Below are 16,951 nucleotides of genomic sequence, written 5' to 3'. Positions count from 1 at the left end.
TCGATGAAAATTAGAATATTCAACAACGGAACTTGTCATCTCAAGATCCAGACTTGAATACCTTCTGAAAACCTTCATCCTCTAATCTCAACCAGGACAGCCGCAAGCTGTCCTCTTACAAAAAAAATCATGGCAACGACAAAATCAACCACGATGGCAGCCTTAACTGCTTTCAAGCCAGACGGCTTATACTATTTGCACGTTGAAACCTCAATAATCATTGATAATATCGGATACTCCGTCAAAGCAACAAAAAACTCCCCACCGGATCTTTCAGCCTGGTGGTGGAACATAAAATATCTGGGTTTTCGGAGATTTGATTTTTCCCTGATAAACAGCCTGAGAGGACTGGGGCTCTATTCACACGAAAGTACCGCATATGTCAAAGAACTATCCGAGTGTTTAATTTTCACCTCCACGCAAGATGTCGCACCAATGCACACCTATGTCGGCCCGATATCTTTGAATGCTGGCAAAAACTACCTGAGTCTTCAGGATTGCGGTCGGGTCGCTGTTGTGGACCGATATGACGAGGCCACGTGTGTGTGGAACATGCTGGTTCAGTCATTTCCACACGCTGATACACTCCCCTGATGACAGACCCCGCATTTCGGTGCATTTTCTCTATCATCCAAGCCATGACTGCGCACGCGATCTTTCACACTTTTCCCTTGCGCAGATTGCCCATATGCGACCTGCGCAGCCTCAACGGCGCCACGCCGTATTGCCGGGTAAATGCGCTGGTGAAATTACAGGGCCACTGATATCCCAGCACCTGGCTGATCTCGGCAACTCCCATGTTTGTCTCAAGCAAAAGCTGCTTGGCGCGCTCCATCCTGCTTCTCACCATATGCGCATGCAGCGGCGCTCCACTATGGCGCTTAAGGATTCCGGAAAGATGACGCGGGCTGACGCCCAATGGCTGCACCAGATCCTCGATCTTTCGAAGAAACCATCCATTCTCTCCGACGACCCGCCGGGTCTGGCTCAGCAGGCGCCGCAGTCGATCCGTGCCATGGATCGCTGCGCACACATCGCGCGCGACAATGCTCTGCTGCCTGGCCGCATCGATATGCATGTCCAATTTGTATTCAATGCCATCCACTAGGGAATCCCCCGCCAGATAGTCGACAGCGCCCGCCGAGAACGCCTCGATTTCTGCCTTTGCACTGGTCACCCCATCAACAAAGACCACCAACGGAATGCGCGATGTCGCCCTGTAGCGCTGAAACAGCCGACACAATACACTGAACCGCATGGTCGCCAATGCCGCGTCGATCATGACCAGCGAGGGAGGCTGCGCCCGGGCCAGATTCCATGCATTCCAACCGTTCGATTCGATACGGACATGGAACATGCTGCTCCTCAACACCTGCACGAGATGTGTCGCCCGCTCTATCTCCGATGTGACCACAACAATCCCTTTCTTGCGATGCAAGACGCCAGTCATTTCGATCTCCGGGAAGGATGGAATGGGTGCTCAACGGCGAGCCAGCTTGCGATACGTACTGGGCGAATGGCCAAAGCGCTTGAAGAACGCATTGGAAAAGTTGCTGGCATCGTGATAACCCAGCATATGCGCGATTTCGCCTATCGGCAGGGTCGGGTCGGATAGCAGCCGCCGGGCCGAACTGAATCGCTGCGCAATGAGAAAATCACCGGATGTCGTTTGGTGCACGGACTGGAATGCCAGATTGAGGCGCCTTTTGGTGATACCCAAGGCGCCCGCCACTTGCTTCGACGTGACCAACTCACTTTGGAACGTGCGCGCGTAGTCCATGGCGGATTGCACGATTGCATGCCCGATCGACTCCGGTTGTAGCGGCAGTCTGTCTTCCGACACCTGGTTTTCCCGTGCATCGGCTCGCCGCAACCGGGACGCCGCCCTCGCCATCACGGCATCGGGCAAGCACGGCATCTCCGTATAGTCCAATATTCCCGCCCGGTACATCCGCACGCGAGCATTCTTGTCCAGGCCGGTCCCCAGGAATATGACGGGTACCCGCCTGGCGCCGAAACATGCCTGTGCGAGACGCGAGACATCCTGCTCGTCGCCGGCGCCGACGGCGGACGAACTCAAGAAAACCAGCTCAACGGTGCCGCCCAAAATCATTTCAATCGCAACGGCGATATTCTTGCAAAAGGAAATCCGGGCCTTGCCACTCGACAATGCTTCAACCAGGTCTTGTCCGAATGCGCTCGGCGCGCCGACGCACAGTACGCGGGCACCCGAGAGATTACGAGCCTCGACATAGTGATGCTGTTCCAATTCATCCCCCTATCCATGGTCGTTTGCACGTGGGCATGGTAGGCAGAACGAATTGAGCCGTTTTTTGAAAAACCGGACAGCCCCTTTGTCATACCGTCCAACAGCGAGAATTCATGAGAATAGACACCAAGGCGGGAAACATGCGGGACTCGTAGTAGTGTTGCGCCGCCACTGATCACCAGACATATTTGACGCCGATGGCGACAGTCGTTCCCCTCTTGAACCGGTTTCCAAGAAAATGGTCGAGGTCGGCATGGAACTGCAAGCGCTCATGCGCCGCAACACGCAGTCCCGCGCCAATCTTGTACTGAGTTTCCCGCATGTTTTCGTCGAACGCCAAGCCATTCAACCGGGCCGGGCTGCGAAAGAGCACCTGCCTGACCATGGAGGCCTTTGCGTACGGCAATACGACGATGCCCTTGTTCGACTCATCCGGCAACGCGGTACCGAGCAGTGCGCCCAGTTCCAGCTGTGCCGCCTCGCCCTGGCGAGCCACGATCTCCAGTCCATTGTTCAAACGGTGGCGCACGGCGCCAGCCGTGACACCGGTCGCCCGAAGGAAGGGTTCCGCGAACCAGCGTTCGTTCAAGGGAATATGCCGACCGGCCTCCAACGTCAATCCCAGGCCCGGCCTGCCATAGTGGCCGCTGGCGCGCCGACCGTCGCTCATCAGCGCCCTGACGCGGCTGTTTTCGTAGAAGGCCGCAAGCATGGCATCAAGATACCAGCCATCTTTGGACAATAAGCCTCCATACGCCGCAAGCCCGGCATTCTGCATCGATGCGGACGCATCCCCGCCGGCCTTCAGATTGGATTGACTCAAGGACAGCGCAAAGCCTCCGTAGAACAGCGAGTCTCCGATCGTCCGGCCGCGGTCCACTCCGATTTGCAGTCCGTACTGGTCGAGCGAGAACGCCGAAAGCTGCGCTGGCGAGATGCGCATGGATGAGTAATGTGTCCTGCCCCAGACGCCGTCCTCCGGCCGATCTCGGCGCAAATCGCCCAAGCGCAATCTGAGCGCCGCCAGATCCGTGTTCATGACGACCACCCCTCCCATGAGCACGCCGGACGCAATCTTGGCGGACGGAGAAGCGTACCGCCGGAACGGCGCTGGCGCGGGCGAGTTGACGGGCGTCAGGGGCGCATTCTTCCGCAGGTACCAGTTCCCGTCCGCACTGTCCTTGTCCAATGAATAGGTGTAGGGGCCCAGGTCGACGACCGGCCGCTCGTTCACCTCGATCGCCGAGCGCAGGCGGAATTCGGCAGTGGCGGCGAGTTTGTCTTCCGACTCGATGACAAGTATGGAGGCAGGCAGCACCTCCGCGGCAAGAGCATGCCCGCCCCCCGCCGCGACCACCTGCAGGCCGTAGCGACCGGACGAGTGCTGCCGCACATGAATACGATCAGCGGACGCGGTGGAAAAATCGACGCGGAAATTCGAGAACAAGGCCTGGCCCTGCCCGGCGGACAAGCTACCCAACCGCAGCATCTGTGGCGGTCGACGGCCCGTGCCATCCATAAAAGCGATTTCGCCGTTTGAAAATATCAGGTCCTGGATATGTTGATCGGTGGCGCCGAACCCCCACCTTGAAGCTGACGCCACGTCCATGCTTGCGACGGTGGCATTGCCAACAAAAACCGCGCCATTGGCCAAGGCCACGCCGATGCGGCTTTTATCATCGGCCCCGATATCTCCGAAGATCAAAGCGCCATCCACGCGCACCGTGGCCCGCGCACCATCCATCGCTGTCAGCAGCATGCCGCCATTCGAGCGGGCTTGTCCGCCACCGCCCACTTCGACATCAAGCTGCGCATTCTGGCCACGGGCGGACAACAGCCCTGCGTGAGCGGCGCCGGCGGCCAAGGTCATGCGACCTGTGCCATCCTGGCCAACATTGAACGAACCCGACAGCAATGCCGTTGCCCCATCGGCACGCACGCTCAGCGCTGCCCCATCCTGTACGTGATGGCGACCGGCAATGCCGCCGCCCGAGCCAGCCAGGATCGAAACCCGCGTCCCGCTTCCTTGCGCGGCCACGTCACCCGCCAGGTGCGAGTCCGTGAGCGTCAGCCTCGCGGTCGCCGCGCCGTCAACCTCCAGCATGGCGCCATTCCCGCCGATGAGACGGGATCCGTCGGAGACATATAGATCCGCCGTCGCGCCCGCTCCGGATACCTGTACGGCCGCCCCCAAACCGCCGGCCACCACCGAGTTGCCTCGAATACGCAGGAGCGCGGCGGACGAAACGCTGCCCGTGATGCCACGCCGCCCGATTCTGATTCCCGCCGCGGGCCCCTCCACTCGGCTTGCGTCTTCCAGGTATACCTCCGCGCCGCCTCCGATATCCAGGCCAATGCCTTGCTCACTCGATAAGGAGCCAACGGCCTTCGATTCGATCGTGGTCCGTCGCGCCCGCAGCCGGATTCCACTTTCCTGGCCCAGCACCCGTATTCCAGGCTGGCCAGTCACCAAACTATCCGACAATACGGCATCGATGACACCGCCTTTGATCAAGTTGCGCAGGTCCAAACCCGCATATTGCCCCCCGTGCACCGTCGACCCGCCAAGGGCGATCTGGAAATCGCGATAGGCGGCCGGCGCCTGACGCGGACTCTGGGTAGCCATGATGCCGCCGTCGACCTCGTCTATCACACTGTGATCCATGCGCAGGGAATAGGATCCGGGGCTGTACACGGAATTCGCGGATTCCGAGAAGTTCACGCCTACATAGCGCGAACCGACGCCGGCGCGTATCCGTGAATGGCTGAGCCAGGCGCTTGCTCCACTTATTTCCAGGACACCGGCCGCGCCAGATCCGTAATCGTCCGCTTTGGACAGATCCAGCGCCGCATACTCCAACCGGGTCACTCCCGAGGTCTCGATTCTTCCGATCGTTGCGAGCTTGGTTGCGGTACCGTCCGCGCGCAGGACGGCCCCCGGACCGACAAGCGCCACGGACACGAAGCCGCCGCCATTGATGGTCAGATCGCCCTTTCCACCATACGTCGATGGAACACCGCCCCCGCTGCCATCGGACGGGAGCGCGACGCCTCCCGCGGCGGCAAAACCCTCAATTCGCCCGCCATCCTGGACCGTTGCGGATCCTCCAGCGAAGATGACATTCCCCACGGAGCCACCAGCATTGACGCCAAGGAGGCCCCGTGGATTGACCTGATAGACATCGCAGCCTTGGAAATCCGACACCTGCCGGACGGGGCCGGCGTCAACCACATCGCCGGAAGTCGGGGTCGTCATATAGGCCTGGGTATCCAGGCCGCAGCCGCTTATATCCGCCAGCACGTCAGATGGCGCACTCACTGCGAATAGAAGCCATATCCGCCCCCAAGGCACAAGCCGTCGCCACTTGCGATATGGGCCTTGAACATTGCTTGTGGCGTCTGGCCTTGCTCCCCCATCAGCAAGATATGAATGCCGCGCCCGTTCAAAGCGAAGTGCATTCGCACGCATATTGTTCTCTCGGCTAGCGTTGATTTGTTGCCTCTGCCGAACAAGCATGCACGCGAGCGTTCCATGCCGTGACAGGTCAACACAGAAAACAGGGTTGCGCCCGTATCGTCACGTAGAAGGGTTGGATGAGCCCGAAGGTACGGTCGTTATTGCTACCTGTACTCTCCGCGATTCGTGAACCAGTAAGTAACGATCCTCTGCCGACTGGACCGAAAAATAGGCAACGCCAATATTCTCCGGAATATCCCCACCCAGCTGCCCAGATAGAATCAGAAACCGCGCCACACCGGCGTCTAATTCTGGCTTGCCAATTTCTTTTCCGAACGGCCCCACCTTGTAGTACTCGGTAGCACCCTTGTTTCTCAACTCGAACACCAGGCTCACCCAATCCCGCCGCCTCATCTTCGGATATCGAATCTCTGCCTTTATGAAATTCCCATTTCCAAAATTACTTGGATTATATTCCTTCGGACTTATATTCGGACTTTCAAGCGCACTATCCATGTTCATGAATGGATCTGAAAAATGACTGCGCCGACACGACCCGATAGCATGCCTTGACCCATATTCCACACCAGCACCCGCGGCCGCTGCCAAAATCAAGTAGTACACATCATATTTTCCACTATACTCAAAATGCTGAAACTCTATCGACAAATCAATATATAAAGGAAACCCACCCCCCTCCGACGGAGGCAGTGATCGCCTCACCTCCTCCGTGTTGGCGACGATACCATTTATATATATGAATACTCTCTGCCCCTCCGCCATCCCATTCCATCTCGGCACTCTGAATGGAATGCCATCCGAATTCCGGTATGCCTGAATAAGCTCATCATCGATCACATCCGATTCAGGCTGCGCCCAGTCATGTGGAATCACGACATACGGCTCGGGCAAGTCTCCAGTGCCCGGCGCTGAACCTTCGGCATCGAAATACAAAAAACGCTCGTCGCCAATGCTCTCATTATTCATTTCAAACCTCCGTGACAATCACCCTATTCGGATAGTCTTTCGAAGGACCATAAGACCATGGAACATCGTAGCCGGGAGTTCGAAACTGAACCTTGTCCCAAAAAGAATTACCTACCGTCTTGGTCGGAACGCCAAAGGCAACATCAAATTCGGCATAATTTATGAAACCTGGTAGATAGCACTGCTCCCGCGTAATTACAAAATCACCATTTTTTTGACTCATGAAAACGTGGAGCTTTCGATCATCCATCTGAATAAACTCGTATGCCTCAAACATAGGCGGCTCGTAGGTATCCCCAAACGTTCCCGGCGTTCTAGCCAGCAACTTGTTCAGCATCAACCCAGCAAATGGACTATCCTTTCGAAAATCGAATTCCGCCCCAGCTCCCAACTCAACCTGAAGTTCCATATCCCACTTGTTCAGATCAAAATGCAGCACACCCTGGAATATATCGTCACAAATCAGTCGATACGATTTAACAGGGCTGACGAATTTGAAGCTCTTCTTCGAATACAAAACCGGCTCGTCCGCCAAGCTTACTTTTATGTCTCCCTCCCCGATCTCATCACTGGTAAGGCTCATGCTCGCCGTGCCGTCCGCCCCCGTCGTGGCTGGCCAACTCTTTACGCCCTGATTCCCGACCACATACGCGCCATTTTTTCCCTGAATATCGAAGGTAATATTCTTCCCAACCTGCAGACTTCCATCTTTGTTCAGGGTTGCTGTAGCGCCAATAGAGAAACCAGTACCCACCTCCGAGTTTGGAGTCAGTTTCAGACCAAGATTTCCGAATTTGTTCGGCGAGAAGTCAAATTCGCGCCGAGCCTTTTCCTGCCCATCAATACTACAAACAATCTCCACGCTTCCCGCCACGACGCTGGAAAAATAGACCGTATCGGTCAAACCCTCACTTCCCGTGGTTTTTCGCACATGTTTCTTCCCATCCAAAAAATGGGCATCCCCGCGTATTTCAAAGTCGACATCGATGTTCTGGACAGGACTAGCGTTAGCTGAAACCACTCCGGCTTGAGCTTCATTTTTCTCATCCGTTCCAGCCATTGCATTATTCCTGACCGCAGAAATCCCCACCGTGATATTCTCCGCACTCACGCTCGCCTCCATACAATTATGAAAATAAATTCAATTCACGACTTGTGCATACAAATTAAACCTTCCCCTCTGAGTTGGAATTTGTGTTATCGACCAATAACCTTTGATCTATCAATGTTCTTAACATGTCCTGTAGCCACGCAGCCCTTATTCCGATCTTGACGAGGCAGGTGCCATATAGAACAAATTCTTGTAACCTAGGAAACATGCAATACTTCCTTTGAACACCCCAAACACGAGAAGACCAATAGCCAGCGCTTTACATGCGATAGCGCACTACAGCAAGTCGCCTTAGAGTGGCAAAGAAGCACCGACACGGAGGATGGCAATGATAATCGCCTCGCCATATGCGATGGGACGACATATTCTTGTGGCAGACGACCGGCTCGATGAGCTGAAGATTCTGGTTGAGATACTGAAACGCCATCGATGCCAGGTCAGCATCGCCTTCAACGGCAAGCAAGCATGCGAGCGTGCAAGGCTGCGTCAGCCTGATCTAATCTTGCTGGATATCAACATGCCCATAATTAACGGCCTCCTGGTCGCCAAGATGCTGCAAAATGACAGACAGACGGCCAACATTCCCATTATTTTTCTCACGGCGCAGTCCGACCTGGACTCACGCATGGCGGGCCTGACCAGCGGCGCGATCGACTACATCATCAAGCCGTTCGAGGCGGTCGAAGTGATGGCCAGAATCAATATCGCGTTGAAGAACAGCGCCCTCAATCCCGCGGCGGTTCTTGAAATATCGCATACCGATGACGTCCAGTCGGAAGACGCCCGTCTGGTCAGTCAGGCGCGTCGACATGTGAGGCAGGACATGCGTAAACCCTACAGGATCGATATCTTGGCCAAGATCCTCGGCACGCATGAGAAAAGGTTGAACCATGCGTTCAAGTGCATTACGGGTCAAACACCGGCTGTAAACCTGCTGGATATGCGCCTGGATCTGGCCAAAGAAAAGATCCGAACTACCTGCGTTTCCATATCGGCCATCGCGGAGGAGTATGGCTTTTCCGACGGCGCCAACTTCGCCACCGCCTTCCGTCACAAGGAAGGGATACCGCCCTCCGAGTATCGCAAACAATCTGAAGATCAAAGAAAAGGTGGAGCCGCAGCAGATGTTGTCAAGGAATTGGATCTTCGCCCATAGACCGCCAATCATGACGGCCATCATCATTTTGTTTGCATGGTGGCCAGCGATGGCAAATACGCTCGCCGACCAGCATGGGGACCATGCTGCCAGTGCTCCAGCAAATGCCGCGATCGCACTGCGTATTCTGTCTGCCGAGGCCCGTGCTCAGGGCATCGAGATATTGAACGTCGCCGTCAGCCCAAACGCCGACGCCGAATCCCAGGCGTTGTACATCCCGACCTACTCTGCCAACACACGTGTGCTGGAGTTTTCGATAGACAACACTAGCGGATCCCCCCGTTCCCTGGCCCTGGCCTTCGAGACGGCGCGCATAAGCCAACTGCATTGCACCACCAAGTCCAGCAAACACGCGGAACATCGGCAGCTCGTAGCGGGAGCCCGGCTCCCCTTGTCCGAATGGACATCGCCCGCACGCAGGCCTGTGCTGTTCCTGGACGTCGGCCCTCAAGCAAGCATGCGCGTATCCTGCGAATTCGAATCCGAAGTCATTTATGCCCCGCATCCCAGGCTCTATGACTTGCGCGCTTACGAAGCCCTGGAAGATCGCAGCGCCTTGATCAACGGGATCCTGCTCGGCGGCTTGCTGGCCATGGCATGGGCCTGCGCCCTGATTGCCGGCTTTGCACGCAGCGCCCCATTCGGCATGCTGGCGCTGGCCTGCTTGAGCGTCGCCGTCTACGAAGCAGCGTTGTTGGGCTATGGGCAGTTCTACCTATGGCCGGAGATGGCTGCCTGGAACTATCGAAGCGTCACGATCCTGGGTCTCTGCAACGGCCTGTGCGTGCTGGCGCTCGTCTATCTCTTGATACGGCGCCATGCCAGGTCATTGCGTCTCACGCCTTGGTTCTCGTGCCTGTGCGCCGCATATGGCCTTGCATTCATTGGCTCCTTGATCGGGCCAATCGCCTGGGCGAGCAAGGCTGCAGTCCTGCTCGGCGTCCTGTTCTTCCTGACGATGCTTGGACTGGCAATCGTCAGCCTGCGCCATCGGACTCCAGGAGCCATATGGATCGTCCTGGCGACAGGCTACGGGCTGTTGAATTTCCTCATCGCAAGCCCCGGAGGCATAGAGGATTTTGCTCCGTACTTGCAAGGCGTGAGCCTCGGCATGGAACCCAACCCTGTGCTCGCCTTGGGCGGCATGTTCGCATATCTTTCAATACTGGCAGCCTGGGTGCATGCGTTGAACAGTGAGCGCGACAAGGCAACCCGCTCACTGCTGAAATGGAGAGAGAACGAACAAAGCCGCTTGAAGCAAGAGGTGGAGCTGAAAACCAGCCAATTGGCCCAGTCGTTGGTATATGCCCAGGAAAAGCACGAGAAGCTGGTATTCGTCATGGGCTACGTCGCCCATGATCTGAGAGCGCCATTGTCGGTGGTATCGCAGTATTTGAATGCCTCGAACCTGGCTGACGAACAGGAAATCGATCGTCTGGTTTCGGTCGTCAATGACAACATCAACTATCTTCTTGCCTTGATCGATGATTTACTGCTGTATTCCCGCAGTGAAATATCTCCGCTGGACGTTCATCCCGCCCCCGTCAAGCTCGGCATTTTTTTTCGCAAAATTTCTGACCAAGCAAGAATTCTCGCGAAAAAAAATGGCAATAGCTATGTCGAGCGCTACGCGCCATCGTTCGAGATCGAAGCCATGCTGGACGCGACGCGCCTCAGCCAGCTTCTGATCAATCTGCTTTCCAACTCGGCCAGTTACTGCTTTGAAGAAGAAGTGCGATTCGAGCTTCATGCCCGGCACGAAGAGGCTGAGAACTGGACGTTGACCTTCATCGTCGCGGATACCGGTGAAGGCATCTCCCCTTCTGACGAACCTCGGATTTTTGATATCTTTTATCAAAAGGAAGAAACCGCATCCACTGGCGGGCTCGGACTATTCATCGCCAAGAATATCTCCGAAAAAATGGGAGGCTCACTATTGATGAAAGGCCAACCCGGCGAAGGCGCTCGCTTTGAATTTCAAATCACGGTACGAGCCCTGATCATGGCAGAGACGGAACCTTTGGCGATTGATATGACCACAGATGCGGAAGCACCTGAACCGATCCATGAACTCTACAAGCTCTCGTCGGCCGTGCGCGCCTGGCTCGCCGATCTTGCCGATACGGGAGCGATCACCGAACTGGAGGCAGCGCTGGACATACTGACGGAACTGCATCCCGAGCTATCCAATGCATTGACACGCCTGAAGCAAGATGTAGAAGGCCTGCATTTTTCACGCATCTCACGCATGAGGCATGAAGATGCCGCACAAGCGGCGCCTTTCCGCGACCCCCTCCGAGTTTCCACTGCCGAAACCCGCGTCTGAATCTCACCTTACGCCAGTACCTGCCAGGTACGCCATAAACCCGCGCGTAGACCAGCTGCGGCGCCCTCTGAGTCATGGCATGTGCAGGAGGCCTGCATCGAGCAGACCACTTGCCGTGCATGCCGCAGCTCGACCATGGACAAATGTCATACGTCCTGGGCACTAAACAATAAATGCCTCCATCTCCGCGGCAATAGACTTCTTGCCAGGAAGACCGTGCATTCCTTGTATTGGCACGAATCTTCCGCAACAGCCCAGGCCGTCGCCCGCATTCAAAATCGCGGGGCGACTGACTCGACATGAACCGGAGGCCATTGAAGATGAAAAAAGTACTGGTAGCGGCGACCTATCTCGGCATCGTTGCCGGGTCCGCTCAAGCTGGCGCCATGAAACCGAAGGAGGCCGCGCTCTGGCAATGCTCGGACTATTTGAGCATGGACGCTTTCAGCCGTCCCGTGGCGCTTGGCTTTCTCGAGGCCCGCAACAAGAAGGGGCAGGAAGACGCCGTGCTGGACATCGAGAAGATTCGAGAAACCGCGCCGAGACTGATCGAGATTTGCAACGAGAACCCGAAATACTCGATCCAGGAAGCGCTCGAAAACTGCTGCGCAAGCAAAAAATAGAATCACCATAGTCCAATACAAATCAAATTCTCAAGGAAAAATCATGGCAACAGGACCAGCAGGCATTACCGCCAACATCGACCAGACTCAACCGGTCGTTTATACGCAAGACAAATTCTCTTCCATTGCTTGCACCGTGTTGGACAATGGTACCCCGGTGACGACTGGCACCGAGGTCACCGGTCAGATCTTCAACGACAGCTCCCCCATATCCTTGGGCACCGCAAAGGCCCTTGCGGGCGGGCGGGTCGCTTTCGCTGCCTTCAACGACGATGAATCGCTCTTTTCCGAGAATAACGGCACGGTTGAACTCAGCGTAACCGTCAAAAATGTCGAAAGCCCGAAAGTACAGCTTCAATATTATCTGTTGGACGTCCCCATCATTCGAATAGAACCAAACCCTGTAAGCGAAGCGGGAGACTTCGCGGCAGTTCAGATGACTTTGAACGACAAGCTGTCTCCCACCACGCTAGCAGCAGGCATTCCTTTCCAAATAACGTCTACCCCCGCGATGCTGGCCAAGTTCTTCCCAGGACAAGTTCCATTCTCAGGCAAGACCCAAAAGGACCAGCTAACCTACCCCCTCAAGGTGGGCCCGTTCGATTATGGTGATATTGAACAGAAAACCGACATCGCGCTGACCTTACTGTTGGGAGGAGATAAAAGCGGCCAAGGTGCTGTCCAGTTGAAAAACTGGACCATCGGCGCTGCAACACCTGTTCCCGCGCCTTACATCGACGCACCGGGGAAACCCACCGTTATCACCACTGGCCTACTGGGAGGCAAGGATGGGGGCATTCTTCCAATCTTCATGCCTCCCTACAGGGGAGCCACAAAAAATGCCGCTGCATTTCTCATGGCATATCAATATCCGCAACAAACCAACTATGACGCAATCATAATTGGTCGATACGATTTGAGCGCGACGGATGGAAACACGGGCCATGAGTTTGAAATCAAGGTCGACAGCACTGGACCTTTCACGACAAACGGCAGCTGGTCGATATACTACGTTATAAAGGAATTCGGAGACCAGAATCCGATGGCAATCTCGAAACACTTGATCGTCGACGTGAAACTGCCGTTCCTGAGCAAAGGATTGGCGCATTTCCCAACCCCCGCTGTGCCTAGAAACTACGATCAAGTCAACTATGCAAACCAGGATCCTTTGAAATCCATTATATATATTCCAAAGAACTTTCCACTTAAAGCCAATGACGAAATTTTTGCCAGTTTTCAATTGGTAGGCGACTCCTATGCCAATAATAACAGCACCTTCAATATCCCTGTTCCGCCAATGATATTGACTGCGCCAACCACTCAATTCACCACTTTCTTAATACCCTCAAGCAAAATAGGCTTGCATTACCCCTGCGATGCCTCGTTATTTTTCACCATCAAAAGAGACGGCGTAGCGGTTGCCACAACTGGTATAGCCAGATTGAGCGTCTCGACACGGCAAGACCAGTAGCCTGTCAGTACCCCCTGGATCGAGCGCCGCCGCTCTCTGCGGCGACGCACTGTTTCAGCAAGAATCAATCTTGCAAATAGAAAAAAGGGTCAACAATCATGGCAGACAAGACCAACAAGCGCGTCCTGGCATGCGGGAACCCAGCCAACTACCAACTGGGAGACGGCCAAGCAAGCTATCACCAAAAAGAACTCGTCCCCATATCTCCCAAGAAAGTCGATTTCACGTTCATCTCTTCCGCCGGCGCTTATACGCACATGGCGATAGACGCGGATGGCGCAGTGTTTGCTTGGGGGTTGAACAGCAGCGGGGAGTGTGCCGCCAACAATACCAATCCCGTTACCTTCCCCATCGAATCCCGATTCGACCGAACCGAGGTCGAGGAGCCCACCATTACCTTTGTATCCACTGGGGACGGGTTCTCCCACGCCCTTGATGACAAGGGAAACTTGTGGGCCACCGGCAGCAACGCAAATGGGCAGCTTGCCAATGGCACGATCGGCGGTACGCAGCAGATATTCAAGCGCTCCATGGCAAATACGACCTTCACCATGGTCTCCAGCGGCGCCATGGACAACTATGCGAACCCCTGTTGCCTGGCGATTAGCAAAGAGCATGGGCAACTGTATGGCTGGGGATATTCAGACAGGGGAATCCTGGGCAACGGCCAACAAACGGCGCAATACACTACGCCAACGCTCATACCCACGCTGGATATCAAGAAGTGGACATGGGTCTCCCACCACCAAAAAGCGGCGGCAGCCATCGCGGACTCGGGAGAAATCTACACCTGGGGCGAACGCTATGCCGGCATTCTCGGAGACGGCAAAGCCGAATCCGGCTACGTGACGCGGCCAACGCGCCTATCCATCCTGGACAACGCCGGGAACGACATCAAGTTCACGAAGGTGTCCGTAGGCGCTTATCACATGATGGCGCTTGATGCTGGAAAGAACATCTGGGTATGGGGTACGAACGGGGAATACTGCCTGGGCCAGGTGAGCCCACTCAATACCCCGGTGTACTGTCCCCGCATGATGGAGCTCATACGCGGCTCCTGGGAGGTGGTCGACATCGCCGCGGGGTACAACTGCAGCGCCGCGGTCTCCGATACAGGCCAGGTTCTTGCCTGGGGCAAAAATGGCTCCTACCAACTGTCCCAGGAAGGCAACCTCGTACCGATTTCCGCTCGCGTTGCCAGTCTGCGCAAGCAAAAAGCGACCAAAGTGGCATTCGGCGCTTCATCCATGTTCGTGCTGGCGTAGCAACACGCTGGCCGCCAAGCGGCCAGCTCAGCCTCCCACTCTCATCAAACGCTTCCATCCCTCGACGCCCAGCCGCTTCATCGTCTCGATGTTCTTCTCATAGATCTCGGCGGCGTCCGGGAACGCATCCACGGCCCGGTCGATGCTCTCTTCGCGCAGCAGGTGCAGGATGGGATACGGCGAACGGTTGGTGCAGTTCTCGATATCGTCCGCTTCGGTGTCGGCGAACTGGAACTGCGGATGAAAGGTGGCGACTTGCAATTCGCCCACCAGGCGCATGCGCTTGAGCAGGCGGTCGGTGACTTCCTCGAAGTCGTTGAAATCCAGGAAGTCGTCGAACGCGTCCGGCAGGATCAGCAGCGTGGTGTCGATCTGCTCGGGGTCGGCCTCGGCCAGCAGCGCCAGCTCGTCCTGCAGGTCGGTCAGCACGCCCTCGGCGTCGGTGGCGTCGCTGATGGCGTAGCGGATCTGGTCCTTGACCTGGACCGCCTTGGCGAAGGGACAGAGGTTCAGGCCGATGACGGCCTGGTTGAGCCAGTGCCGGGTTTCTTCCAGCACGCTGGCGTAGGCGTCGGAGGTGGTGATCATGAATGGGATTCCGGAAAAGAAAAGCGCGGGCTGAAGCGCCCGCGCGGCCCGCGCCTTGCCGCGCATGCCCGGCGGCAAGGCCGGGCGGGCGGCGGATCAGGCGGCCGGCATCGCGGCCATGGTCTGGGCCACGGCGGCGGTGAGCTTCTTGCCGTAGGGAATGTGCAGGAACTCGTTGGGGCCGTGGGCGTTGGACTTGGGGCCCAGCACGCCGCAGACCATGAACTGCGCCTTGGGGAAGCCCTTTTGCAGGATGCTCATCAGCGGGATGGTGCCGCCCTGGCCGATGTAGCCGCAGGACGAACCGTAGTAGGCCTGCGAGGCGGCGTCCAGCGCCTGGGTCAGCCAGGGCGCCGAGGCCGGCGCGTTCCAGCCGGTGGCGGCGCCTTCGTTGGCCTTGAAGATGACCTTGGCGTTGTAGGGTGCATCGGCTTCCAGCAGCGCCTTGATCTCCTGCGAGGCGGCCACGGCGTCGACCAGCGGCGGCAGGCGCAGCGACAGCTTGAAGGCGGTGCGCGGACGCAGCACGTTGCCGGCGCTGGACAGCGGCGGCAGGCCTTCGGCGCCGGTCACCGACAGCGTCGGACGCCAGGTGCGGTTCAGCAGGGCCTGTTCGGGCTCGGTGGTCATGGGCAGCACGAAGCCGCCGTCGGCGCCGCAGCTCCAGGGGAAGCGGCGCCAGACCTCGTCGCCCAGGATGCGCGCGGTGGCGTGCACCTGATCGACGCGGTCGGTCGGGATCTCGCAATGCAGGCTCTGCGGCAGCAGGCGGCCGGTGGAACTGTCTTCCAGGCGGTCCAGCAGGTGGCGCAGGATGCGGAACGACGACGGCACCACGCCGCTGGAGTCGCCCGAGTGCACGCCCTCGTCCAGCACCTGGACTTCCAGCGTGCCCGAGACCATGCCGCGCAGCGAGGTGGTCATCCAGAGCTGGTCGTAGTTGCCGGCGCCCGAGTCCAGGCAGACCACCAGCGCGACGTTGCCCAGGCGGCTGCGCAGCGCGTCGACGTAGGGCAGCAGGTCGTAGCTGCCGGATTCTTCACAGGTCTCGACGATGCCGACGCAGCGCGGGCGCGGCACGCCCTGCTTGTCCAGCGCCATGATGGCGGTCAGCGAGGCGTAGACGGCGTAGCCGTCGTCGGCGCCGCCACGGCCGTAGAGCTTGCCGTCCTCGAGCTTGGGGGTCCAGGGGCCCAGGCCGGCGCGCCAGCCGGAGAATTCCGGCTGCTTGTCCAGGTGGCCGTACAGCAGGATGGTATCGCCGTTGTCGCTGCGGGTGGCGGGCGCGTCGAAGAAGATGACGGGCGTGCGGCCCGGCAGGCGCACCACTTCCAGCGTCAGGCCGGAGACCTTCTGCGCCTCGACCCACTGCGCCGCGTCGCGCACCACGCGCTCGATGAAGGCGTTCTTTTCCCAGTCGGCGTCAAAGGCCGGACTCTTGGCGGGGACCGCGATGTAGTCGGTCAGCGCGGGAATGATCTCGTTGTCCCATTTGTCGTCCACGAAGGCCTGCAGCGCCTTGGGGTCTAGGGTGGGAGGCAGGGCGTCGTCGGGGATGCGTGCGTTCATGGCGCGAAATCCTGTAGGTATGCGGTGCGGGTGGGCAAACCGATATTCTATGCCCGCCCGGCACGGGCGGCATCTTTTGTCCCCGATTCAAGCGTGGACGCTGAAAACGGAAACGCCGCCGGCCGGACC

Annotated in this window: 12 protein-coding genes; 5 read left to right on the top strand and 7 right to left on the bottom strand. The window is 57.3% G+C overall.

Features of this window, described 5'->3' with window-relative positions:
• Positions 1-658 precede the first annotated feature (658 nt).
• The 5 genes from AC6LJ9_RS22950 to AC6LJ9_RS22930 all read right to left on the bottom strand — a co-directional run bounded on the left by AC6LJ9_RS22950 (position 659) and on the right by AC6LJ9_RS22930 (position 7,824).
• The gene (locus AC6LJ9_RS22950) at positions 659-1,450 is read right to left on the bottom strand and encodes a response regulator transcription factor (protein ID WP_498149340.1); all 792 of its coding nucleotides are present in this window, start codon (positions 1,448-1,450) and stop codon (positions 659-661) included.
• A gap of 30 nt (positions 1,451-1,480) precedes the next feature.
• Complete coding sequence (locus AC6LJ9_RS22945; protein ID WP_498149339.1) at positions 1,481-2,269, bottom strand: helix-turn-helix domain-containing protein; 789 nt, start codon at positions 2,267-2,269, stop codon at positions 1,481-1,483.
• Positions 2,270-2,444: 175 nt separating this feature from the next.
• Positions 2,445-5,525, bottom strand: a complete 3,081-nt coding sequence (locus tag AC6LJ9_RS22940) for an autotransporter outer membrane beta-barrel domain-containing protein (protein ID WP_498149338.1) — start codon at positions 5,523-5,525, stop codon at positions 2,445-2,447.
• Between the two features lie 321 nt (positions 5,526-5,846).
• The gene (locus AC6LJ9_RS22935) at positions 5,847-6,713 is read right to left on the bottom strand and encodes a hypothetical protein (protein ID WP_498149337.1); all 867 of its coding nucleotides are present in this window, start codon (positions 6,711-6,713) and stop codon (positions 5,847-5,849) included.
• A 1-nt stretch (position 6,714) separates the two neighbouring features.
• Entirely contained in the window at positions 6,715-7,824 is a 1,110-nt protein-coding gene (locus AC6LJ9_RS22930; RefSeq protein WP_498149336.1) for a hypothetical protein, read from the bottom strand.
• Positions 7,825-8,152: 328 nt separating this feature from the next.
• Between AC6LJ9_RS22930 and AC6LJ9_RS22925 the strand changes: the two genes are divergently transcribed.
• The 5 genes from AC6LJ9_RS22925 to AC6LJ9_RS22905 all read left to right on the top strand — a co-directional run bounded on the left by AC6LJ9_RS22925 (position 8,153) and on the right by AC6LJ9_RS22905 (position 14,665).
• Positions 8,153-8,980: a response regulator transcription factor gene (locus AC6LJ9_RS22925; RefSeq protein ID WP_498149335.1), complete on the top strand. Its 828-nt coding sequence runs from the start codon at positions 8,153-8,155 to the stop codon at positions 8,978-8,980.
• Positions 8,981-8,990: 10 nt separating this feature from the next.
• The gene (locus AC6LJ9_RS22920; protein WP_498149334.1) at positions 8,991-11,306 is read left to right on the top strand and encodes a sensor histidine kinase; all 2,316 of its coding nucleotides are present in this window, start codon (positions 8,991-8,993) and stop codon (positions 11,304-11,306) included.
• 320 nt (positions 11,307-11,626) lie between these two features.
• Positions 11,627-11,929, top strand: coding sequence for an HdeA/HdeB family chaperone (locus AC6LJ9_RS22915; RefSeq protein ID WP_498149333.1), 303 nt, complete (start codon positions 11,627-11,629; stop codon positions 11,927-11,929).
• Positions 11,930-11,972: 43 nt separating this feature from the next.
• Positions 11,973-13,400 carry a hypothetical protein gene (locus tag AC6LJ9_RS22910; protein WP_498149332.1) on the top strand — a complete coding sequence of 476 codons (1,428 nt, stop codon included), beginning with the start codon at positions 11,973-11,975 and terminating at the stop codon, positions 13,398-13,400.
• A 98-nt stretch (positions 13,401-13,498) separates the two neighbouring features.
• Positions 13,499-14,665, top strand: a complete 1,167-nt coding sequence (locus AC6LJ9_RS22905) for an RCC1-like domain-containing protein (RefSeq protein WP_498149331.1) — start codon at positions 13,499-13,501, stop codon at positions 14,663-14,665.
• 27 nt (positions 14,666-14,692) lie between these two features.
• Here the strand turns inward: AC6LJ9_RS22905 and AC6LJ9_RS22900 are convergent, their stop codons facing one another.
• Together AC6LJ9_RS22900 and AC6LJ9_RS22895 are read right to left on the bottom strand one after the other, a co-directional pair.
• On the bottom strand, positions 14,693-15,253 hold the full coding sequence (locus AC6LJ9_RS22900; protein ID WP_498149330.1) for a DUF1415 domain-containing protein: 561 nt from the start codon (positions 15,251-15,253) through the stop codon (positions 14,693-14,695).
• Between the two features lie 96 nt (positions 15,254-15,349).
• On the bottom strand, positions 15,350-16,822 hold the full coding sequence (locus AC6LJ9_RS22895) for a M20 family metallopeptidase (RefSeq protein ID WP_498149329.1): 1,473 nt from the start codon (positions 16,820-16,822) through the stop codon (positions 15,350-15,352).
• Between the last annotated feature and the right edge of the window lie 129 nt (positions 16,823-16,951).

The sequence above is a fragment of the Achromobacter sp. 1011811831 genome (genome assembly GCF_059760905.1).
This window is presented reverse-complemented; position numbering and strand designations above follow the sequence as displayed.

What these genes read in the sequence shown, in the direction of transcription:
- AC6LJ9_RS22950 (WP_498149340.1), bottom strand. Translation starts at nt 1,450, where the DNA reads ATGACTGGCGTCTTGCATCGCAAGAAAGGGATTGTTGTGGTCACATCG.
- AC6LJ9_RS22940 (WP_498149338.1), bottom strand. Translation starts at nt 5,525, where the DNA reads ATGACGACCCCGACTTCCGGCGATGTGGTTGACGCCGGCCCCGTCCGG.
- AC6LJ9_RS22935 (WP_498149337.1), bottom strand. Translation starts at nt 6,713, where the DNA reads ATGAATAATGAGAGCATTGGCGACGAGCGTTTTTTGTATTTCGATGCC.
- AC6LJ9_RS22925 (WP_498149335.1), top strand. Translation starts at nt 8,153, where the DNA reads ATGATAATCGCCTCGCCATATGCGATGGGACGACATATTCTTGTGGCA.
- AC6LJ9_RS22920 (WP_498149334.1), top strand. Translation starts at nt 8,991, where the DNA reads ATGACGGCCATCATCATTTTGTTTGCATGGTGGCCAGCGATGGCAAAT.
- AC6LJ9_RS22915 (WP_498149333.1), top strand. Translation starts at nt 11,627, where the DNA reads ATGAAAAAAGTACTGGTAGCGGCGACCTATCTCGGCATCGTTGCCGGG.
- AC6LJ9_RS22910 (WP_498149332.1), top strand. Translation starts at nt 11,973, where the DNA reads ATGGCAACAGGACCAGCAGGCATTACCGCCAACATCGACCAGACTCAA.
- AC6LJ9_RS22905 (WP_498149331.1), top strand. Translation starts at nt 13,499, where the DNA reads ATGGCAGACAAGACCAACAAGCGCGTCCTGGCATGCGGGAACCCAGCC.
- AC6LJ9_RS22900 (WP_498149330.1), bottom strand. Translation starts at nt 15,253, where the DNA reads ATGATCACCACCTCCGACGCCTACGCCAGCGTGCTGGAAGAAACCCGG.
- AC6LJ9_RS22895 (WP_498149329.1), bottom strand. Translation starts at nt 16,822, where the DNA reads ATGAACGCACGCATCCCCGACGACGCCCTGCCTCCCACCCTAGACCCC.